The sequence below is a fragment of the Massilia cavernae genome, assembly GCF_003590855.1.
GTDB classification, from domain to species: Bacteria; Pseudomonadota; Gammaproteobacteria; order Burkholderiales; family Burkholderiaceae_D; genus Telluria_A; species Telluria_A cavernae.
In genome coordinates this window covers 20,573-41,472 of record NZ_QYUP01000116.1, presented here as the reverse complement: position 1 = coordinate 41,472, position 20,900 = coordinate 20,573, and the positions used below count along the sequence as shown (strand labels likewise).

Here is a 20,900-nt window from a genome sequence, read left to right as displayed (position 1 = left end):
CTTTCGGGTCGCGTTCCGGCGTCAGCGTGAAGAACACGTCCATCGTGCCAGTTTCACCGATCAGCGCGAAGGTTCGCGCAGCTGGTTCTCGGCCCTGAGCGGCCCCACTGACTTGATCCGGCCGATCGGCGCCAGCTTTTCGCGCGCATGGACAATCCAGTCTTCGCGCGAGCGGTCCATGAAGAAGTTCTCGGCCACGATGGCTGCGCCAAGCGGCTGGTCCCATGACTGCAGCAGTTCGGCCACCTGTTTGTGGCGCTGCGCCAGCACGGCCGACGGCATCGCCGCGCGCGCGGGCAGCTTCGCCTTCTCGACCAGCAGGTTGAGCGCCTTGCTGGTCGGACCGTACACCTGGCCGTAGCGCAGGTTAGTAAAGGCGATGACGCCGATACCGTGGTCGGGCGCGAAGCGGTACTGGCTGCCGTAGCCGGGCAGGCCGCCGGCGTGGCCGACGGTGACGACGTTGCGGCTGTCGCGTGCCCAGTGCAGGCCGTAGCCGTAGAAGCCGACCTTCGGATTCGGCGTCTTGTCGTCGGTGAGGGTGGCCTTCGGCGCCATCGAGGCGAACATGTGCGGCTGCTGCATTTCGCGCACCGAGGCGCGCCGCAGCGGCCCGGCCTCAAGCCCGTCGCGGGCCGGCCATGCGTCGAGGTGGAAGGCAACGTAGCGCGCGAAATCGTCCATGGTCGTGATCAGGCCGCCCATCGCGGCGCCGTCGCCGTCATGCAGCACTGGTTCGGCCACCCAGTTGTCGCGGTCGCGCCGGTAGCCCTGGGCGAAACGTTCGCGCGGCACCTCGTCGAATTCCCATACCGTGTTCTTCATGCCCAGCGGGCGCAGGATGTTCTGCGTGATGTAGTCCTGGAAGCGCAGTCCCGATACTTTAGTGATGACTTTACCCAGCAGGATGTAGCCCAGGTTGCTGTACTCGTACTCCATGCCGGGCGCGTTCGAGAACGACAGGCCGGCGCCGACGATGCGCGCGATGGCCTCATTGTCCACAGCCATCTGGCGGTCGCCCCAGGGATTATCCTCGGGCAATCCGGTCGACATGGTCAGCAGGTGGCGCAAGGTGAGCGGCGGCGAATCGGCGGTCGGCAGGCGCAGCGTGCGCAGTTCCGGCAGGTAGTCGGCGGCCGCGTCGTCGAGGCGCAGCTTGCCGCGGTCGCGCAGCTGCAGCACCGCCATCGCGGCGAAGCTCTTGGTCATCGAGGCGATGCGGAACGGTGTGGTGGCGCCGGCGGGCGTCTTGCGCTCGACATTGGAGAACCCGATCGAGCGCACGTGCGCAAGCCTGCCGTCCATGACCACGCCGTACACCAGGCCCGGCAGCCGTTCCTTCTTCGCCAGGTCGGCATACATCGCGTCGATTTCCGGCAGCAGCGCGGACACGCGCGCGGCGCGTCCGGCGTCGGCAAAGGCCGGCGGCACGAAGCTGCCGGCGGCAGGTGCAAGCTGGGCAAATGCGGGTGCGCCGGTGGCGGCAAGCATCAGGACAAGGGCGGTCGTTGCGATGCTGCGTGGTCTTTTCATGCGCGATGATCCTTTGTTGTTGGCTGGCGGCTGGCGCTGCCCGGATTAATTTACGGAACCAGGGCAATGATACAAGTTCAATCGGAAGCTGTGTGTGTCATGGCGGTCTCGTTGTGGTGTAATGCGTCTGAAGCAGCGCCCATAATTTTTCTTTGAATCGCAGATGACCAATACCACCAAAACCGACAGCGTGCCCTACGTGGTGCGCCGCTCCAACATTCACGGCAACGGCGTGTTCGCGCGCCGCAAGATCCGCGAGGGCGAAGTGATCGACGAATACAAGGGCGAACGGATCGATTGGGATGAAGCCAACCGGCGCGCCGAACAGGCGGACGGACCGCTGAACCACACCTTCTTCTTTTCGCTCGCCGACGGCCGCGTGATCGACGGCGGCAGCCAGGGCAACGACGCGCGCTTCATCAACCACGCGTGCGAGCCGAATTGCGAAGCGCAGGAAGACGACGGCAGAGTGTTCATCCACGCGCTGCGCGACATCGAGCGCGGCGAGGAGTTGAACTACAACTACGCGCTGGTATACGAGGAACGCCACACGGCGGCGGTCAAGCGCCAGTTCGCCTGCAACTGCGGCTCGCCCGGCTGCACCGGGACCATGCTGGCGCCCAAACGCAAGGCTAGAAAGGCCGCGGCCAAGAAGTGAGCATCCGGAGTGCCGCCATCGGGCTGTCGCTGCTCGCCGCCATGCCGGCGCGGGCCGACAGCAACGCGGACCTGATCGGCTTGATCAACGCCTACCGCGCCGCACCTGGCGAGTGCGCGGGACGCCAGGCCCGCCCCGCACCGCCGCTGGCGCCGTCAAAAGCGCTGTCCGCCATTCGCATCGGCACCGGCACCATCCTGCAGGCCGCGCTCGAGGATGCCGGCTATGTGTCGCGCCGCGCCGAAGCCATCACCGTGTCCGGCCCGTCGGATCCGCGTGAGGTGATGGAGCTCATCGAGCGCAGGTACTGCGCCTCGCTGCTGAGCCCCCAGTTCACCGAAGCGGGCGTGCGGCGCGACGGCGGTGAGTGGCAGCTCGTGCTTGCGCAGCCTATCCCAAAAGTCGTACTGCCCGATTGGCCCGTGGCGGGACGCACCATGCTCGGCGCCGTGAACGCCGCGCGCGCCGTCGCGCGCAGCTGCGGCGAGGAAGACTTTCCGCCCGCGCCCGCACTTTCGTGGAACCAGGCACTGGGCGAAGCGGCCCAGGCCCACAGCCGCGTGATGGCCAGGACCAAACGGCTGACCCACCAGGAGCCGGACGGCAGCCAGGTGGGCGAGCGCGCCTCGCGCGCCGGCTACCGCTGGCTGCGCATCGGCGAGAACATCGCGTCCGGCCAGCCCACGCCGGAAGAAGCGGTGGCAAGCTGGCTGACCAGCCCGGGCCACTGTGCCAACATCATGAGCGCCGGCTTTACCGAGATGGGCGCGGGCTACGCCATTAATCCCGACAAGCGCCTTGGCACCGTGTACTGGACCCAGGTATTCGGCATGCCGCGCTAGTCTTACTGTGTCACAAATTAAATCGTGTCATGCGGCGGCAGCAAGGACAGTGCTGTAGTTGTGCTGCGATGGCACTGGCGATTTGCCATCGCAGCGTTGCAATAGAGTCAGACACATGACGCTGCGCTCGCCCGGCTTCCGCGAGCGACGTAATCGTTGGGTAAACCAGGCGTTTTTGGTTCCGCAGTGTTTTTTTTAGCGCCTGGATGCTTGAGGCGCTGCATGGTCAAAAAGCCGTAAGCGGCAATGCAAAGCGTGGCGTGATGGTGAAACCCCCGCCAACCGCGACCCTCGTAATGCCCGAGCCCGAATTCTTGCTTCAGTTCCTGATAGTCGCGCTCGATTCGCCAACGCATTTTTGTCACGAATACGATTTGCTCAAGGGTTGCATCGTCGGGCGCTGTCGAGAGGAAGTATTTCAGAGGCTCCACGTCGCCCTCCGGCCATTCGATCAGCAGCCATTCCTCGGCGCGCATCTCGGTACCGAGGTAGTCTCGGTGAGCGGGACGCACCCGCACGGCGGCAAAGCGAGAGGACAGGTTGGTATTGGAACCTTCCCTCCATATGACCGAGCGGTAGGCTTGCGACGGCAGCGACATTGCCAATGCTTTCACGGAAACCGGCTCGTTGCCGACCTCGCGGCGTAGCCGCGTCGGACGTATGCCACGACCACTCCATGCCTTGGGCGGCAGCGGCGCAGTGCCTGGCGCCCACACCGTGGTCGCCGGCCGAATGCCAACCGCATACAGCATGCCCAGTTCGGTAATGCCATCGCGAAAGCCAGTGTCGTCACCATACCCAGCGTCGGCCAGGACCACGCCCGGTGGCGTGCCCGATTCAAGCGCGCCGCGCAGTTGCTCAAGCGCGATTTCGGGCTTGGTCGCAAAGGCGATCTCTTCCGGCACTCCAGCCACAGCTCGACGTTCCGGATCGCTTGCCCAATCTTTGGGAAGGTAAAGTTGATAAGCGATTGGCATACTACCCAGCTCGGTGGCGAGCGACAAGCTGACGGCAACCTGGCAGTTGTCCTGCTTGCCAAGTTGACCGCAATACTGACGCGCCACGCCCACCGAATGCTTGCCTTTCTTTGGGAAACCTGTGTCGTCGATGATCCAATAATGTCCGGTATCGGTGACCAACAGCGGTTTGACGTGATCACACACCGATGCCAGTACGGCGTTGTCCGACCACGCCGACTTCGCCACAAAATGATGGAGGGATTGATGTCTGGCGCGCACACGTATCGGCTCGATATGCGCCGCGAGCGGCTCGACGCTCTTGCGGGCAATCGGAAGCATGAGTCCTTTGCAGTAATCCTTCAAGCTTGCCCTGCGATCCATGTGGCCCAATGCCTCGCAGAGGTGCTCAAGGTAGATATCCAGCTCAGCCAAATTCGCCATTCCCGTCTCCTGTCGTTATAGACAGTTCAACAGTATACGCACATAATTTACTTTATGACACAGTAAGACTAGGTGGTTGGATCGATAAACTGCACCCAAATGCCGTTCGACCGATCCAACAGTTCGCCTGCACTACACTATTTCTTCCTCGGGTCGTCTGCGGGGTTGACGTAGTTAATGGCCCAAGGCCCCACACCGTGAACTTGAACGATGGTCGCCTTCTTAGTCCAACCAAAGTGATTGGTCTTCGGCTGCATGATGGCGACGCTGCCGGCGGATAGTGCCTTTGTCTTGGATCGGTCCAGTTTGTCCCCGGTGCCCATGTTGAAAGTACCGGAGATCACCGTGACGTGCTCGATCGCCGGATGCCAGTGGGCGGGTATCTGGTAGTTCGCCGGGAGTTTCACACGAATGGTAAACGGCACCGCCTCGTTGAGCGGGCCTTCGATTACAGCAAGCTTCGCTCCAGCCGGCAACGATGGTACGTCCGTCCACTTGAACTCATCCGGGGTGACCATTATGTGGGTATCCGATTGGGCCCAGGTTGCGGGCCCTCCCAGGCAGCTTAGGGCGAGAGTTACGAACAGTGCAGGAAGCGTGTTTCTCATAGTGATCTCCTACGAACGTTTTTGTTGGAGCCATGAAAGATGGCCGGCGGGCATCGGCTCCATCACGCCCGCCTAGCGCCTGAGTTAAGGGCACCAGCGGCACAAAAAAACCAACCATTTGGCCCACGAACCGCTGAATGACGAAACCGTAAATTTTGCTGCGTCGAACGTGAAGTAGACACCCCCAACCGCCTCCTCCTCCCCCGACCAGTCTTGAGATTCCGCACGGAAGACCAGTGCCTTTATTTTATTATCAAAAAATTACCTTACTTTAGCATACCCGAATCCTACTAAGCGAAACATCGTCAATACGCCCGCCATTCCACGATACAAAATGATTCTCACCTAATTGCAACAGCGATATACTCCCCGCTTGCTTTCTTTTTTGGGGTTATATTTTGTTCAAATCCATCGCATTGCCAGTCATCTTGCTGGGCGTTTTCGCCACCGCGCAAGCCGACGAAGGCCAATGGCAGCCGCACCAGTTGCCGCAGCTGAAATCCGAACTCAAGCGCATCGGGATCACCATCCCGGCCGAAAAGCTGAACGACCTGACCCGCCACCCGATGAGCGCCATCGTGTCGCTGGGCGGCTGCTCGGCCTCGTTCGTGTCGCCTGACGGCCTGGTTGTCACCAACCACCACTGCGCGTACGGCTCGATCCAGCGCAACGCGACCCCGGAAAAGAACTACATCGTCAACGGCTTCCTGGCAAAGACCCGCGCCGAAGAACTGCCGGGCGGCCCGAACGCGCTGGTGTATGTGACCGAAAAGGTCGAAAACGTCACCGACCGCGTGCTCAAGGGCCTGTCGCCGGCGATGAGCGGACGCGAACGCCACGAGACCGTGGAAGGCCGCGTCAAGCAACTGATCGCCGAATGCGAGTCCGACAAGGCCTACCGCTGCTCGGTGCCGAGCTTCCATCGCGGCCTCGAGTACTACCGCATCAAGCAGCTGATGATCAAGGACGTACGCGTGGTGTACGCGCCGCCCGACATGGTCGGCAACTACGGCGGCGACGTCGATAACTTCGAGTGGCCGCGCCAGACCGGCGACTTCGCCTTCCTGCGCGCCTACGTCGGCAAGGACGGCCGCCCGGCCGATCCGTCGCCGGACAACGTGCCTTACAAGTCGAAGGACTTCCTGGTGGTGTCGGCCGAAGGCCTGAAGAACGGCGACCCGATCCTGCTGGCCGGCTACCCTGGCCGCACCAGCCGCTACAAGCTGCCGTCCGAGATCCGTTTCGCGCGCGACGCCAACTTCCCGCTGCGCGTGACCGAGATGCAGGCAGACCTGGCCACCATTGCCACCGCCACCAAGGGCAATGCGCAGTACGACGTGCGCTACGCCAGCGTGGTCAAGAGCATCAACAACGTGCTGAAGAAAACCCAGGGTCTGCTGGACGGCTTCGCGCGCAAGGACATCGCCGCCATCAAGGACGTGCAGGACGCCGAGTTCCGCGCATGGTTCAACCAGCCGGCCAACCAGAAGGGCGCATCCAAGACCCTGCTGGCCGACCTGGACGCGGTGATCGCCGCCGACATGGCGCTGTCGGAAGAGGAGTTCGGATGGGCGGTCGCTACCAACAGCGACCTGCTCAAGAGCGCACGCACGCTGTACCGCCTGGCGCTGGAACAGCAGAAGCCCGACGCCCAGCGCGAAAGCGGCTACCAGGAGCGCGACCTGTCCTTCATCAAGGCGCGCCTGACCCGCCTCGAGCAGTCGTTCGTGGTGTCGGTCGATGAGGCTCGCTTCATCGGATCGCTGCAGCGCTACGGCAAGCTGGCCGCGAAGATTCACCCGCAGGGCCTCGACCCGCTGCTGCCTGCCACCGACGCCGTCGGTGCTCTGTACAAGCAGACGCAATTGGGCGACACCGCCCAGCGCCTCGGCTGGATCGGCAAGGACGCCGCAAGCTTCAAGGCTTCCGACGACGCCTTCATCAAGCTGGCGGTCAAGCTGCATGACACCGCGCTGTCGCTCGAGAACCGCCGCAAGGAAATCGACGGCAACCTCGAACGCGTAATCCCGCAATACATGTCGGCCGTGATCGCATGGAAGAAGTCGCAGGGCAAGCCGGTCTACCCGGACGCCAATTCCACGCTGCGCGTCACCTACGGCACCGTGGCGCCTTACTCGCCGCGCGACGGCCTGGTCAAAGGCCCGTTCTCGACCGTGGAAGGCATCGTTGAGAAGCACACTGGCGCCGATCCGTTCAACGCGCCGGCACCGCTGCTGGACGCCATCAAGGGCAAGCGCTACGGCGTGTTCAAGGACGCGGCACTGGGCACCGTGCCCGTCAACTTCCTGTCGAGCGCGGACACCACCGGCGGCAACTCCGGTTCGGCCGTCATGAACAAGCGCGGCGAACTGATTGGCCTGAACTTCGACTCGACCTACGAGTCGATCACCAAGGACTGGTACTTCGACAGCGCGATCACCCGCGCGATCCACGTCGACATCCGCTACATGCTGTGGGTGATGAAGGAAGTCGACCATGCCGACAGCCTGCTCAAGGAAATGACCATCAAGTATCCGAAAAAGTAAGTAAAACGAAGGGCCGCGCAAGCGGCCTTTTTTGTATAATCGCTTCGCCCCCATACCCCGCGCTCCACCGCCTGCTCCGCTGATGAACGAATCGCTTCCCTTACTCGGTTTTACGACCACGCCGCTCGAACTTGTTTCCTTTGTACTGGCGGTGATCACCGTGCTGCTGAACATCCGCCAGAACCACTGGGCCTGGCTGTTTGCTATCCTCTCGTCCGCGACCTACGGGGTCGTGTTCTTCGGCGCGCTGCTGTATGGCGACATGGCGCTGCAGCTGGTATTCATCGCGGTATCGGTATGGGGCTGGTACCAGTGGCTGCACGGTGGCGCGCACCACGAATCGCTCCAGGTGACGCGCCTCAAGCAGCGCGGCATCGCATACTCCATCGGCGCCTGGATCGCCGGCTTTGTGCTGATCGCGCTGTTCCTCCGGACTTATACCAACACCGACGTGCCGCACATCGACGGCTTCCTGACCGCCGGCAGCCTGGTCGGGCAGCTCCTGCTGTCGCGCAAGAAGGTCGAGAACTGGCACGTGTGGATCGCGGTCGACGTGCTGTATGTCGGCCTGTACGTCTACAAGGGCTTGATGCTGACGGCCATCCTGTACGCGGTGTTCGTGGTGATGGCGTGGATCGGGCTGCGCGCCTGGAGCCGCTCCGCGCAGCAGGGATTGCCGGCATGAGCGGCGTACTGCGCGTGGCGCTGCTGGGCGCGGAGTCGTCCGGCAAGTCGACGCTGGCTGCCGCGCTGGCGACACATTTCGATACCGTCTGGGTGCCGGAGTACCTGCGCGAATTCGTCGACACGAAGGGACGGGTCCCGGTTGAGCACGAGCAGCTTGGCATCGCGCGCACGCAGATGGAGCGTGAATATGCTGCCGCTGCGGTCGCGAACCGTTTCCTGTTCTGCGATACCACGCCGCTGATGACGGCCATTTACAGCCGCCACTACTGGGGCAGGTTGGATGAGGAACTGGCCGAGCTGGAACTGGTGCACGACTACGCGTTCACGCTGGTGACGGCGCCGGATAGCCCTTGGACGCCCGACGGCCTGCAACGCGAGTCGGATGAGGTGCGCCAGCGGGTGCATGGAGAAGTGATGCGCGTGCTGGACGAGCGCGCGATTCCGTTCATGGTGGTGACGGGGAGTTTGCCGGAACGGGTGATGCAGGTGGATCGCTTGCTGAAGGTGGCGCGGGGATAGGGACGGCTTTTGGGCTACCGCGGCCCCGCGGTAGCCCATGCTGACTTAAATCAGAAGTCGACCTGCGCCGACACCCTGAACGTACGCGGGGCACCCGGCAGCAGGTAACCGCCCAGCGCCGGCGTCACATCGCGCCAGTAAAACTTGTCCGTCACGTTCTGCACGCCCGCGCGGAAGGTCGTGTTCGCACCCGCCACGCGGGTCGCCCAGGCCGCGCCCAGGTCCAGCGTGTGATATCCCGGCACGATGGTGCGGTTTTCCACGTCGAAGGCCTTGTTGCCCGCATACTGCCAAACGCCGTTGACCTTCAGCCCTGGCACGCCAGCCACCGCATACTCTACCCACGCAGCCGATTTGAACTTTGGCACGTTGGTCACGCGCTTGCCGTCCATGCTGTCTTGCCCCGTGCCCGACTGCTCGGTGTCCAGCGCCGCCAGCGACAGGCTGTATTTCAGGTCCTTGGTCGCCTTGCCCTGCACGCCCAGTTCCAGGCCGCGGTGCTGCGCTTCGCCGGCGCGCACAAAGGTGCTCGTTTGGTCCGCGTTCAAACGGGTGAATTCCAGCCCCTTGGTGATCTGGAACAGCGCGACGGACACGTTGAAGTCATTGCCCAGTGCACCCTTGACGCCGAATTCGAGCTGCTTCGAACGGCTCGGATCCAGCGCGCGGTTGGCGTTGGTGGTTTCGATCTCCGCTACGCCGCCATGTTCGAGGCCGTGCGCCAGCGAGCCGTAGACGGTCCAGTCCTGAGTCGGGTTGAAGACCAGCGAGACGTTCGGCAGTGTGAACGAAGTGTCGCTCGGCGCGATCTCGAACTCGGTGCGCTTGACCTGCACATGGCGCAGGCCGGCGTGCAGCTTGAACTGCTGCGACAGCGTCAGGATGTCCTGTACGAATACGGAGCGTTCGTTTTCGCGGCGGCGTTCGAACACTGGGCCGGTGGTCGGGTTGCCTTCCGCAGGCGGCACGATCAGGTTCTGGTAGATGTTGCTGTAACCGGCGTAGTCGTACACGTAGTCGCCGAAGCGGTCCTTGCGGCGGAACAGCGAAGCGCCGAAGGTCAGTTCATGGCCGATGCCGCCGGTCGCCAGCTTGCCCTGCAGGAGGGCCTGCGCGCTGAACGGCGACTTCGATTCGCCCACGCTCTGGTAATCGTACACGTCGTAGTCGCCATTCGAGCAGTAGCCCGGATAGAAGCCTTCGCCCTCGTTGCTGCAGCCGTAAGGGAAGGCGGTATAGTCGTCGCGCTGGAACTTGTGCTTGTTCATCGCGAGGCTGGTGCGCCAGTCGTTCGGCAGCCGGTACTCGAAGCGCAGGCCGATGTTCGAGCTCTTGGTCTCGACCGGCTTGGTCCACGGCTGGTCGTTCAGCAGCGTCTTGGCCGACACGCCGGTTGGCAGCACTTCATTGCGGATTAGCTGGTAGCCGGGCGCGGTGATCTGCGACTTGTACTGGTAGTCCATGTCCAGCTGCAGCAGAGCGTTGTTCGAGATTTGCCAGTCGAACGCACCGGACACGAACTCGCGCTCGCCGTCGGCACCCTTGACGTAGGAGCGCAGGCGTTCGCCGGCCGCGTTGATGCGGTAGCCGAAGCGCCGGTCGTCCGAGCGTCCGCCCAGGTCGACCGCGCCGTACAAGGTACCGCGTTCACGCGCTTCAACCGTCACCGAACGCAGCGGGGTGTTGGTCGGACGCTTTACAACGTAGTTGACGATGCCGCCGGGCGCCGCGACGCCGGCCTGCAGGCCGGCCAGGCCCTTGAGCACTTCGATGCGTTCCTTGTTCTCCAGCGGGATCTGGGTGTCGCCCGGGATCGCCATGCCGTCCTTGCGGTAGCTCGACGAATTATCCAGCGCGAAGCCGCGGATCGAGAACTGCTCGGCGTAGCCGACTGCGTTGTAGGCATCGCTGACGCTGGCGTCGAACTTGGCGGCGTCGGTGGTGTTGCGGATGCCGAGGTCCTGCATCTCTTCACGGCTGATCGCGGTGATCGATGCCGGCGTGTACAGCAACGGGGTGTCGGAGAATCCGCCGATGCCGGCGCGGCCTGCCGCGGTCGACTGGCCCTTGATGACGACTTCGGGCATGGCGCTTTGCGCGCTGGCGGAGGTAGCGAAGGCCTGCAGGAGCGCAAGGGCGATCGCGGTGTGCTTCAGGTTTTGTGATGACATTGAGTGTGCTCGTAATCCGCGCCGCAATAGCTGCGCGTTGCTTATAAAAAGCCGGAGCCAACGGGGGGGAGCAAACAAAGGGGGGAAGGACTTTGCGCTTTCCTTCGCTGGCATTATCCAGATCAGGTACGGAGGGTATCTCTCACCCGGAACAAACGTTCCAGGACCCCTAGCAATGTCGATTTTATCACGAACATGCGGTTCGTGATGCAGCCTGCATGCTTACAGGCTCATTTGTAGTACCTTGCGCGACACCTCGGCGGTCACGTCGCGGTGTTCGCCCAGCCGCGTCATGCGGTGCGCTTCCAGCGCCGCGATCACCGGCTCGATGCTCTCAGGCCCGAGGCCGTAGTCGCCCAGGCGGGTGCCGACGCCCATCTTGTTGAAGAACTCCTCGGTGCGTGCGATGGCCGCCTCGATGCGGGTGTCTTCGTCGCCGCCGGCCAGGCCCCAAACGCGCTGCGCGTACTGCAGCAGCTTGGCGCGCTTTTCTTCCTTGCGGGCACGCAGCATGCTCGGCAGGATCACCGCCAGCGTCTGGGCGTGGTCCAGGTTGTACAGGGCAGTCAGCTCGTGGCCGACCATGTGGGTAGCCCAGTCGTGCGGAACACCCGCGCCGATCAGGCCATTCAGGGCCAGCGTAGCGCACCACATCACGTTCGAACGCACGTCGTAGTCGTCGGTATTGGCCAGCGCCTGCGGCCCTTCCTCGATCAGCGTCAGCAGCAGTCCCTCGGCGAAGCGGTCCTGCACTTTTGCGTTGACGGGGTAGGTCAGGTACTGTTCCATGATGTGGGCGAAGGCGTCGACCACGCCGTTGCCGACCTGGCGCGGAGGCAGCGAGAAGGTCTTGGACGGATCGAGGATCGAGAACTGCGGGAACACCTTGCGGCTCATGAAGGAGCGCTTTTCCTGCGTGGACTTGCGGGTGACGACGCTGCCGCTGTTCATCTCGGAGCCGGTTGCCGGCAGCGTCAGCACGGTACCGAAAGGCAGCGCGCTCACGATGTTGGCGCTGCGCTGCTCGAAGATCGACCACGGGTCGTCGTCGAGCATCGCGCCGGCCGCGACGAACTTGGTGCCGTCGATGACGGAGCCGCCGCCAACGGCCAGCAGGAAGTCGATGTTTTCCGCCTTGACCTGGGCGATAGCGCGCACCAGGGTTTCGTAGCTCGGGTTGGGTTCGATGCCGCCGAATTCGAGGACTTTGTGGTCCGTCAGCGCCGCCATGACTTCGTCGTACACGCCGTTCTGCCGGATGCTGCCGCCGCCGTACAGCATCATGACGCGCGCGCCGGCCGGCACCAGGTTCGCGAGCGATGCGATCTGGCCCTGGCCGAACAGGATCTGGGTGGGATTGTAGAAGTCGAAGTTGAGCAAGGTGTACCTCGGTGAGCGATAGGCAAGGCAGCGATTATCGCCGAAATGGGGTGCATCGCGCTGGAGGCGCTCCTTATTTGACGCGGCATTTGCCGGTCATGACAGTCTTGGCGAAGAAGGGGATTGCGAGCAGTCCGCCGACGCCGATCGTGATGCCGCCGAGTTTTATCGCGGGCGGGTCGTGCTTCATCGGATCGGAGCCAAGGCAGTAGGGGACAGTGGCGAAGTCGGCATCGTCAGCGAAGCGTTCGTACTTGTTCTTCGCGCGGCCGGACTTGACGAACTTCTGGGTGTCTTCGCGCGCCTTTTGTTCGTCGAACGCGGCCTGGATGGCGGCGCGCACTACGCCCTTGTCCAGGCTGCGCGCGATGACGCTTTCCTGTTGCGCCAACGGGTCCGGCGAATCGGTTTCGGGCGGCGTTTCGGAAGGCTGGGGAGTGGGTTGTTCGGTGACGGGCCGCGATTGGACTGGCTTTCGGCGCGGCCTGGGAATGTGTGCTGCCGTGGTGGTGCTTGCAACGACGGATGCGGGGGCCGGGGCGGGCGGCTCCGGCCTTACCCACACAAGCCGCATGCGCGACGGTTCGGGGAGATCCGCATCGCGGGGCCGCAGCTGCCATGCGAACATGGCGTAGAACCCGGCGTTCAGGACCAGCGCAAGAGTCAGCCCGGCGAGCCGCCGGTTCCACGGGTGCGGCACGGCCGGCTTACTTCTCCGCCACCGCCTTCATCTGCGCCAGGCCTTTTTCGAAGTCCTTGCCGATCATCTTGTCCATGCTCATGAAGACGCTCATGATCTTGGAGACGAACGGCATCGGCCCGCTCATGTTCCAGGTAACGGTGGTGCTGTCGCCTTGCGGGACGAAGTTGAACCGGGTGACATTGGAGGACTCGAACGGCTCGACGAAATCGAGCTTGATGGTAACCTTGGAGGGCAGGGTCTGGTCGGTGATTTCCATGCGGCCCTGGCCGACGTCGTCGTTGCCGTTCCAGGTGTAGACCGCGCCGACGCCGCTGGCCGGGCCGCTGAAGCCGCGCTGCATTTTCGGGTCGAGTTGTTCCCACGGCGACCAGCTGGTCCAGTTATGGAAGTCGTTTACCAGAGGAACGATTTTCTCTGCTGGAGCCTTGATGGTCGTGCTGCGGGTAACCGTGAAACTGTCCGGTTGCATGGCAGCCATGCCGAGGATGACGGCCAGGATGACGACGACGGCGAGTGCGATTTTTTTTAGCATGTTCTGATCCTTTTTTTTCATCGTTTTGGGCGGCTTGCGCCTGAGCGGAAGAGTAGCATGATTGTCTAGCCAAGTTGGCACAATTATTCGGCAGAACGGGAAGGGAGAAAAGCATGGAATACCAGCTGTTTTACTGGCCCACGATACAGGGCCGGGGCGAGTTCGTGCGGCTGGCGCTGGAGGAGGCCGGCGCTCATTATGTCGACGTGGCGCGCGGGGAGGGCGGCATGGACAAGCTGGCGGCGGCGCTGCGCGAAGTGGAACACCCGGCCTTCGCGCCGCCCTTCCTGAAGGCCGGCAGAATGACAATCGCGCAGACCGCCAACATCCTCCTGTATCTTGGGGCGCAGCACGGACTGTCGCCGCGCGCCCAGGAAGGCCGGCTGTGGGCGCACCAGCTGCAGCTGACGGTCGCCGACCTGGTCAACGAAGTCCACGACACCCATCATCCGATCAGCGTGGCGCTCCACTACGAAGAGCAGAAGGACGAAGCGAAGCGGCGCGCGGCCGAGTTCATCGCCTCGCGCATCCCCAAGTTCCTGGGCTACTTCGAGAAAGTGATGTCGCAGCCTGGGCACCGCGGGCACTACATGCTGGGCGCCCGGCTGTCGTACGTCGACCTGTCGGTGTTCCAGGCGATCGAAGGGTTGCGCTATGCCTTCCCGAATGCGATGGCGCGCATCGAGCCGATGCATCCGAAACTGCACAAGCTGCACGAGCGCGTGGCGGGACGGGCCAACATCGCCCGCTACCTCGCTTCGCCGCGGCGCATCCCGTTCAACGAGCAGGGCATCTTCCGCCACTACCCGGAACTGGACGAAGCGCCGGCCTAGTGCGCCGCCACGGTGCGCGCGCCGGCCGATACAGGAGCGATGCCGTCGCGGCGGTCAAGCAAGCCGGCCAGCGTGGTCAGTCCCAGCGCGCCGGCGACGATCAGGGCGCCGATCCACGGGGTGGCCATCAGGCCGAGGTGGGTGACCACCAGGCCGCCGCCCCAGGCGCCGATGGCGATGCCGACGTTGAAGGCGGCGATGTTCAGGCCGGAGGCCACGTCGACCGCATGCGGCGCGTCGCGTTCGGCGCGCTGCACGACATACACCTGCAGGCCGGGTACGTTGCCGAAGGCGACCGCGCCCCAGGCCAGCACGGTGGCCACTACGAGCCACGGGCTGGCGGCGGTGAAGGCGAGCACCAGCAGCACCAGCGCGAGCAGCGCAAACACCACCTGCAGCGCGCGCACCGGGCCGTGGCGGTCGGCCAGTTTGCCGCCCCAGATATTCCCCACCGCGACCGACACGCCGTATACCAGCATCACCAGCCCCACGCTGGACGGCGCGAAGCCGGCCACCTCCTGCAGGATGGGCGCGAGATAGGTGAAGGCGATGAACGAACCGCCGTAGCCCAGCGCCGTGATCGCGTAGACCAGCAGCAGGCGCGGCTTCTTCAGCACCGCCAGCTGCGCCATGATGCCGGACGGCTTGCCGTTCGGGATATCGGATGGCACCAGCAGCCAGCTGCCGGCAACAGCGATGAGGCCCAGCAGCGACACCGCCAGGAAGGTCGACTGCCAGCCGAAGGCCTGGCCGATGAAGGTGCCGAGCGGGACCCCGGTGACCAGCGCCACCGTCAGGCCCGAGAACATCAGCGCGATCGCACTGGCCGCCTTGTCGCGCGCCACCAGCCCGGTGGCGATGGTGGAGCCGATCGAGAAGAACACGCCGTGGGCGAGGCCGGTCAGCACCCGCGCCGCCATCAGGGACGCATAGTTGGGCGCCATCCAGGCCACCAGGTTCCCGGCGGTGAACAGCACCATCAGCCCGATCAGCAGCTGCTTGCGCGGGATGCGGCCGGTCAGCGCGGTCAGGACCGGCGCGCCGACGGCGACGCCGAGGGCGTACAGGCTGACCAGCAGCCCGGCGGAGGGAACGGACACGCCGAGCGAGACGGCAATGGTCGGGATCAGCCCGACGATGACGAATTCGGTGGTTCCGATGGCGAAAGCGCTGAGTGTCAGCGCCCAGAGTGCGAGAGGCATGGTTTTTTCCTTGTGGTACATGTGAAGCCGCAGTGTGCGCGTGCGCCCGCAAGAGAAAAATGCCTTGCCGTACAATACTCTTTTGACTTGGAGTCACGAATGCTGAATGTCGGCGCCCTGATTACCTTCGCCACGGTGATAGATACCGGCTCGTTTTCCGCCGCCGCGGAACAGCTCGGCCAGACCCCGTCCGGCGTCAGCCGCAGCATTTCGCGGCTCGAAGCGCAGCTCGGCACCACGCTGATCCTGCGCACCACGCGGCGGCTGGACCTGACCGAGGAGGGCGAGTGGCTGCTGGAGCGGGCGCGCAAGGTGATCGCCGACCTGGAGGACACCGAAGCGCAGGTGGCGGCGCGCAGGTCGCAGCCATCGGGGCTGGTGCGGGTCAACGCGGCCACGCCGGTGCTGGACCACTTGCTGGCGCCGCTGGTCGCGGACTTCATGGACGCCTATCCCCTGGTCCGGCTTGAACTGGCCAGCGGCGAAACCGTGATCGACCTGATCGAAGAGCGCGCCGACCTCGCCATCCGGATCGGCCCGCTGGTGGATTCGACGCTGAATGCGCGCAGCCTCGGGCACAGCCGGATCCGGGTGCTGGCCGCGCCATCCTACCTGCAGCGCCATGGAACGCCGTCCTCGGTGGACGACTTGGCCTCGCACCGGCTGCTGGGATTTACGGCACCGCAATCGCTCAACACCTGGCCGCTGGCGCACCGTGACGGCGAAGGACTTGCCGTGGCGCCCGCGGTGCACGCTTCCGGTGACGGGACCATGCACCAGCTTGCCCTTGGCGGAGCGGGCATTGCCTGCCTTGCGGATTTTCTAACGCGCGGCGACCAGCGCAGCGGCGCCCTGGTGCCTGTCCTTCCGGACGTGGCGCTTGCATGGACGCAGCCGGTGTGGGCGGTTTTTTACAAGCAGGGCGCACTCGCGCCGCGGGTGGCGGCGCTGGTGGACTTCCTGGCTCAGCGCATCGGCAAGTTGCTCGACCCGCCATGAGCCGCACTTTACATACCGTGGCCAGGCCTCATACTACGGGAACCTCCAACTTCAAACTGTCGCCCCCATGATCCGACCTGTGCTCCTGACCGTGCTGCTGCTGTCGCCGCAAGCTTTCGCCGCCGCGCCGGTGGAACTGGAGCGGCGCGAGGCCACGCCGCAGGAAGTGGCTTCCTTCAAGGAGTTCTATGTCAGCGCGCCGGGCCAGCCGGTCTTCAGCGCCACCCGTGCGCCAGGTGCGCGGGCGTGGGAGGTCGGGGCGGTGGTGTCCGGCGCCCCATACCGCGGCCTGGGCGCCCTGTGCCGCGCGACGAAGCGGGAGTTCGCCTACGACGCCCGCGCGCCGAAGGAGTCGCGCTGGAGCGAGCGGCGCACGGTACGGCTGGCGTGGCTGGACCGCAGGGCCGGCTGTCCGGCGCCGGCCCGCCCGGCCGAACTCGCGCAGCGCATCCCCGATGCCGAGCTGATACCGCTGATGAACAACTACATCACCCTGCTACAGCGCGCGCGCCTGCTTTTTTCGGGGAACACCAGCTGTGCGCCGCTACGCTCCGACCGCTTCGCACTGAGGTCGTTCGACGTCAGCGCACCGCCGTTTGGCAAGGAAGAGCTGCACGGCCTCGTGTTCGAAAACGAGCGCGGTGCGCGCGCCACGGTATGGGTCAAGAAGCGCGGCGCCGAACTGCTGCCCTGGGACGTGGCCTGTTCACAGTAGGGCTGCCTTCGGTGCGCGACGCCCGCGGGCGGCATGGCATACTTTGATTGACCGGGGCAATCGGCCCTTCCGGGATATCTAGGAGCCAGCATGGGAAAAGCATACGAAACCACGCAGCCGGAACGCAGCGCCATCGACGCCATGCCCGGTATTGTCGCACTGGAATTCGGCACCGGATGGTGCGGCTACTGCCGCGCCGCCGAGCCGCACATCGCCTCGGCGCTGTCGTCCAATCCCGCCATCCAGCACATCAAGGTCGAGGACGGCCCGGGAAGGCCGCTGGGCCGTTCGTTCCGCGTCAAGCTGTGGCCTACCGTCGTGGTGCTCAAGGACGGCAAGGAGATGGCGCGCGTGGTGCGGCCGGGCGATACCAACGAGGTGCGCCAGGCCTTGGCCGAGGCGGCGAAGGAATAAGGTTGACACCGGCGCGGCGCGCGCCTATCGTGCTTTCACTTTCAACAGGGGAGCATCGATGACATTCCTTCGAACGGGCGCCATGCTTGGCGCGCTGGCCGTATCCGGCCTGGCCCATGCGCAGGCGGACGCGGGAGCCGCCTTCTTTGCCGGCCTTGGCGCCTTGTGCGGCAGTTACTTCGAAGGCGCGTCGGTGTATCCGCGCGATCCGGGCGACCCCTTCGCCGGCAAGAAGCTGGTGGCGCACGTGGCCAGCTGCACAGCCAATGAAATCCGCATTCCCTTCACCGTGGGCGAGGACAAGTCGCGCACCTGGATCATCCGCAAGACGCCAGCCGGGCTGGAACTCAAGCACGACCACCGCCACGAAGACGGCACGCCGGACGCGCAGACCATGTACGGCGGCCTCGCGGGCGGCCAGGGCACGGCGCTGGCGCAGTCCTTCCACGCCGACGCCTATACTGCCGCGCTGATTCCGGCGGCGGCCACCAATGTATGGACGATCAGCCTGGCGGCGGACGGCCGCGCGATGGCCTACAACCTCGAACGCGGCGGCAAGCCGCGCTTCAGGGCCGAGCTGGCGCTCAGGGCTTCGCCACCGCCACCATCTGCACCTCGACGCTGAACCCATGATGCAGTTCCGGCACCGGCACCACGGCCCGCGCCGGTTTGTGCACGCCAAATCGGCGCGCGTAGATCGCATTGAACAGCGGCCAGTTGGCGACGCCGACGATGTAGGCGGTGCACTGGACCACGTCGCTGAAGCCGCAGCCTGCGGCATGCAGGATCTGTTCGCACTGGTCGAACACCGATGCGCACTGGGTGTCGAAGCTGTCGGAGGCGGGATCGGCCGCGCCCCGCTGCGGCAGCACGCCTGACAGGTAGACGAAACCGTTGGCCTCGACCGCCTTGGAGTAGTGGCCTGCCGGCGCGGGCAGGCCGGGCGCCTGGATCAGCTTCATGGCGCGCTCGATGCCGCGATGACGTCGGGACGCTTCGCGGCTTGTTCGATGTCTGTGTAAGTAAGCATGTCGGTCAGCGGTAAGGAGAATGCGACAGTATGGCTTATTCGGCCAAGGGCATCGCGATCTGGATGCGCAGGCCGCCGCCTTCGCGGTTGCCGACGCTGAGCTCCGCGTGGTGGCGGGAGACGACGCGCTCGACGATCGCCAGCCCAAGCCCGGCGCCGTTGGCCTGGCCGCGCGCCGTGTCCATGCGCGTGAACGGCTTGAGCAGCTGTTCGATCTGGTCGGCCGGCACGCCCGGCCCACGGTCCTGCACCTCGATCAGCGCGCGCTTGCCGTGGCCGGTCGGCTTCACCCGCAGCGAGATGTCGATCTCGGTGACGTCGGTCCCCGGCGTCTGGCCGTAGCGGCGCGCGTTTTCGATCAGGTTGTTGATCACGCGGCGCAGGTCGGTGGCGTTGCCCATCACGAGGATGTCCCGCGCGATCTCGCATTTGACCTTCATCCCGGGAAGGCGCTCGGCGGCGCGCGCGCTGTCTTCCAGCAGCCCGCTGATGTCGATTGGGACGAAGGTGGCCGTTTCGGTCGGTTTGGCGTAGTCGAGGAACTGGCCGATGATGGCGTCCATCTGCGCGATATCCGACTGCATGCCCTCGCGCGCCTCGTTGCCCAGCTGGGCCATCTCGAGTTCGAGCTGCATGCGCGCCAGCGGCGTGCGCAGGTCGTGCGAGATGCCGGCCAAAATCACGGCGCGGTCGGACTCGACCTGCTGCAGGTCGTCCACCATCTGGTTGAAGCTGCGGTTGGCCTCGATGATCTCCTTCGATCCTTTTTCCGGCAGCGGGGAGGGGCGCTTGCCTTGCGCGATCTCGCGCGCGGCCGCCGTCAGGCGCGCCAGCGGCAGGTTGACCAGGCTGGAAATGAGCGCCGCGCCCAGCACCGACAGCACGCCGACCACCGTTGCCCAGCCCAGCCACTGCACGCCGGTCAGCCCGGACAGGCGCTCGCGTTCGAGCATCAGCCAGTATTTGTCGTCGTCGATGTTAAAGCTGATCCAGAAGCCCGCCACGCCGCCCACGCGGCTCGAGAAGCGGGTGTCGGCGCCCAGCTTGTCCTTGACGATGCGCTCGATTTCCGGCATCAGCGGGTTGTCCGGCGGCGGGTCGACCAGGTCCGAGTCTTCCAGCGGGAAGATGCGGATGCCTTCGTTCGATACCAGTTCGAACAGCAGCTCGCGGCGCAGCTCCGGCGCCGAGTGGGTCAGCGCGGCGCGCGTGATGGTGACCACGGAGATGACCAGCTGCGCGGTCTGCTCCACTTGGGGGCCGCGCTGGACACGGTTGATCATGCCGATCCACGATGCCATCGACACCGTGGTCAGCGCGCTGAGCAAAAGGAAGGTGCGCCAGAACAGGCCGCTCCTGAACCAGGCCAGGCGCGGCGTGCGGCGCCGTTCTGCAGTCGGTGGAAGCACTAGCGCGGCTGGCCTTCAGGGATGAATACGTAACCCAGTCCCCATACGGTCTGGATGTACAGCGGGCTCGATGGATCGGGTTCGATCAGCTTGCGCAGGCGCGAGATCTGGACGTCGAGGCTGCGGTCGAACACTTCGTACTCGCGCCCGCGCGCCAGTTCCATCAGCTTCTCGCGCGACAGCGGCTGGCGCGCATGGCGCGCGAATACCTTCAGCACCGAGAATTCGCCGGTCGTCAGCGGCACCGTTTCGCCGTTTTTCTTGAGCGTGCGCGTGCCCAGGTCGAGTACGAACTGGCCGAACTCGAAGGTCTGCGGGGTTTCCGACGGCGCGCCCGGGATTTCGTCCGGCTGCTTGCGGCGCAAGACCGCGCCGATGCGGGCCACCAGTTCGCGCGGGTTGAACGGCTTGGGAAGGTAGTCGTCGGCGCCCATCTCGAGGCCGACGATGCGGTCCACGTCTTCGCCTTTGGCGGTCAGCATGATGATCGGGGTCTGGTCGCCGGCGCCGCGCAGGCGGCGGCAGATCGACAGGCCGTCTTCGCCGGGCAGCATCAGGTCGAGCACCAGCAGGTCATAGCGTTCGCGCAGCCACAGCTTGTTCATCGCTGGCGCACTTTCCGCGGTGACCACCGAGAATCCTTGCTCGGTCAGGTAGCGGCGCAACAGGTCGCGCAAGCGGACGTCGTCGTCTACTACCATAATCTTCGCGCTGTGGCC

The 20,900-nt window shown here is 64.7% G+C and carries 21 protein-coding genes and 1 riboswitch; of the genes, 10 read left to right on the top strand and 11 right to left on the bottom strand.

Annotation, left to right across the window (positions count from 1 at the left end; translation table 11 throughout):
- Positions 1 to 60: 60 nt before the first annotated feature.
- Positions 61 to 1,533 (bottom strand): serine hydrolase domain-containing protein, encoded by a 1,473-nt coding sequence (locus D3872_RS13100; protein ID WP_119811179.1) that lies wholly within the window; start codon positions 1,531 to 1,533, stop codon positions 61 to 63.
- A gap of 163 nt (positions 1,534 to 1,696) precedes the next feature.
- Here D3872_RS13100 and D3872_RS13095 point away from each other — a divergent pair, with 163 nt between their 5' ends.
- Both D3872_RS13095 and D3872_RS13090 read left to right on the top strand, forming a co-directional pair.
- Positions 1,697 to 2,191, top strand: coding sequence for an SET domain-containing protein (locus tag D3872_RS13095; RefSeq protein ID WP_119811178.1), 495 nt, complete (start codon positions 1,697 to 1,699; stop codon positions 2,189 to 2,191).
- Complete coding sequence (locus D3872_RS13090; RefSeq protein ID WP_119811177.1) at positions 2,188 to 3,033, top strand: CAP domain-containing protein; 846 nt, start codon at positions 2,188 to 2,190, stop codon at positions 3,031 to 3,033. Before D3872_RS13095 ends, D3872_RS13090 begins: the two co-directional genes overlap by 4 nt.
- A 107-nt stretch (positions 3,034 to 3,140) precedes the next feature.
- Here the strand turns inward: D3872_RS13090 and D3872_RS13085 are convergent, their stop codons facing one another.
- Together D3872_RS13085 and D3872_RS13080 are read right to left on the bottom strand one after the other, a co-directional pair.
- Entirely contained in the window at positions 3,141 to 4,433 is a 1,293-nt protein-coding gene (locus D3872_RS13085; protein ID WP_119811176.1) for an IS701 family transposase, read from the bottom strand.
- A 137-nt stretch (positions 4,434 to 4,570) separates the two neighbouring features.
- Complete coding sequence (locus D3872_RS13080; RefSeq protein ID WP_229459312.1) at positions 4,571 to 4,951, bottom strand: cupin domain-containing protein; 381 nt, start codon at positions 4,949 to 4,951, stop codon at positions 4,571 to 4,573.
- 488 nt (positions 4,952 to 5,439) lie between these two features.
- Here D3872_RS13080 and D3872_RS13075 point away from each other — a divergent pair, with 488 nt between their 5' ends.
- The 3 genes from D3872_RS13075 (at position 5,440) to D3872_RS13065 (ending at position 8,793) form a co-directional block, all read left to right on the top strand.
- Positions 5,440 to 7,587, top strand: a complete 2,148-nt coding sequence (locus tag D3872_RS13075; RefSeq protein WP_119811174.1) for a S46 family peptidase — start codon at positions 5,440 to 5,442, stop codon at positions 7,585 to 7,587.
- 82 nt (positions 7,588 to 7,669) lie between these two features.
- The gene (pnuC, locus tag D3872_RS13070; RefSeq protein WP_119811173.1) at positions 7,670 to 8,272 is read left to right on the top strand and encodes a nicotinamide riboside transporter PnuC; all 603 of its coding nucleotides are present in this window, start codon (positions 7,670 to 7,672) and stop codon (positions 8,270 to 8,272) included.
- Positions 8,269 to 8,793: an AAA family ATPase gene (locus D3872_RS13065; protein ID WP_119811172.1), complete on the top strand. Its 525-nt coding sequence runs from the start codon at positions 8,269 to 8,271 to the stop codon at positions 8,791 to 8,793. The genes pnuC and D3872_RS13065 overlap by 4 nt, the downstream gene beginning before the upstream one ends.
- A 50-nt stretch (positions 8,794 to 8,843) precedes the next feature.
- Here D3872_RS13065 and D3872_RS13060 read toward each other — a convergent pair whose 3' ends face one another.
- The 4 genes from D3872_RS13060 to D3872_RS13045 all read right to left on the bottom strand — a co-directional run bounded on the left by D3872_RS13060 (position 8,844) and on the right by D3872_RS13045 (position 13,579).
- On the bottom strand, positions 8,844 to 10,964 hold the full coding sequence (locus D3872_RS13060; protein WP_119811171.1) for a TonB-dependent siderophore receptor: 2,121 nt from the start codon (positions 10,962 to 10,964) through the stop codon (positions 8,844 to 8,846).
- 82 nt (positions 10,965 to 11,046) lie between these two features.
- Positions 11,047 to 11,145, bottom strand: a riboswitch (TPP riboswitch).
- Between the two features lie 41 nt (positions 11,146 to 11,186).
- On the bottom strand, positions 11,187 to 12,344 hold the full coding sequence (locus D3872_RS13055) for an iron-containing alcohol dehydrogenase (protein ID WP_119811170.1): 1,158 nt from the start codon (positions 12,342 to 12,344) through the stop codon (positions 11,187 to 11,189).
- A 73-nt stretch (positions 12,345 to 12,417) separates the two neighbouring features.
- Positions 12,418 to 13,044: a hypothetical protein gene (locus D3872_RS25275; RefSeq protein WP_147373875.1), complete on the bottom strand. Its 627-nt coding sequence runs from the start codon at positions 13,042 to 13,044 to the stop codon at positions 12,418 to 12,420.
- A gap of 7 nt (positions 13,045 to 13,051) precedes the next feature.
- Positions 13,052 to 13,579, bottom strand: a complete 528-nt coding sequence (locus D3872_RS13045; RefSeq protein ID WP_119811192.1) for an SRPBCC family protein — start codon at positions 13,577 to 13,579, stop codon at positions 13,052 to 13,054.
- A 113-nt stretch (positions 13,580 to 13,692) separates the two neighbouring features.
- Between D3872_RS13045 and D3872_RS13040 the strand changes: the two genes are divergently transcribed.
- Complete coding sequence (locus tag D3872_RS13040; protein ID WP_119811168.1) at positions 13,693 to 14,412, top strand: glutathione S-transferase; 720 nt, start codon at positions 13,693 to 13,695, stop codon at positions 14,410 to 14,412.
- Here D3872_RS13040 and D3872_RS13035 read toward each other — a convergent pair.
- Complete coding sequence (locus D3872_RS13035; protein WP_119811191.1) at positions 14,409 to 15,614, bottom strand: MFS transporter; 1,206 nt, start codon at positions 15,612 to 15,614, stop codon at positions 14,409 to 14,411. The genes D3872_RS13040 and D3872_RS13035 overlap by 4 nt on opposite strands.
- 99 nt (positions 15,615 to 15,713) lie before the next feature.
- On the opposite strand from D3872_RS13035, the gene D3872_RS13030 reads away from it, so the two are divergent.
- The 4 genes from D3872_RS13030 (at position 15,714) to D3872_RS13015 (ending at position 18,367) form a co-directional block, all read left to right on the top strand.
- On the top strand, positions 15,714 to 16,613 hold the full coding sequence (locus tag D3872_RS13030) for a LysR family transcriptional regulator (protein WP_119811167.1): 900 nt from the start codon (positions 15,714 to 15,716) through the stop codon (positions 16,611 to 16,613).
- 67 nt (positions 16,614 to 16,680) lie between these two features.
- Complete coding sequence (locus D3872_RS13025) at positions 16,681 to 17,328, top strand: hypothetical protein (RefSeq protein ID WP_119811166.1); 648 nt, start codon at positions 16,681 to 16,683, stop codon at positions 17,326 to 17,328.
- A gap of 90 nt (positions 17,329 to 17,418) precedes the next feature.
- Complete coding sequence (locus D3872_RS13020) at positions 17,419 to 17,742, top strand: thioredoxin family protein (RefSeq protein WP_119811165.1); 324 nt, start codon at positions 17,419 to 17,421, stop codon at positions 17,740 to 17,742.
- 58 nt (positions 17,743 to 17,800) lie between these two features.
- Complete coding sequence (locus D3872_RS13015; RefSeq protein WP_119811164.1) at positions 17,801 to 18,367, top strand: hypothetical protein; 567 nt, start codon at positions 17,801 to 17,803, stop codon at positions 18,365 to 18,367.
- Here D3872_RS13015 and D3872_RS13010 read toward each other — a convergent pair.
- The 3 genes from D3872_RS13010 to ompR all read right to left on the bottom strand — a co-directional run bounded on the left by D3872_RS13010 (position 18,327) and on the right by ompR (position 20,882).
- Positions 18,327 to 18,704 (bottom strand): RidA family protein, encoded by a 378-nt coding sequence (locus D3872_RS13010; RefSeq protein WP_119811163.1) that lies wholly within the window; start codon positions 18,702 to 18,704, stop codon positions 18,327 to 18,329. The two genes, D3872_RS13015 and D3872_RS13010, sit on opposite strands and share 41 nt — an antisense overlap.
- Before the next feature lie 103 nt (positions 18,705 to 18,807).
- Complete coding sequence (locus tag D3872_RS13005) at positions 18,808 to 20,181, bottom strand: sensor histidine kinase family protein (RefSeq protein WP_229459311.1); 1,374 nt, start codon at positions 20,179 to 20,181, stop codon at positions 18,808 to 18,810.
- On the bottom strand, positions 20,181 to 20,882 hold the full coding sequence (gene ompR, locus D3872_RS13000; RefSeq protein WP_229459310.1) for an osmolarity response regulator transcription factor OmpR: 702 nt from the start codon (positions 20,880 to 20,882) through the stop codon (positions 20,181 to 20,183). Before ompR ends, D3872_RS13005 begins: the two co-directional genes overlap by 1 nt.
- Positions 20,883 to 20,900 lie beyond the last annotated feature (18 nt).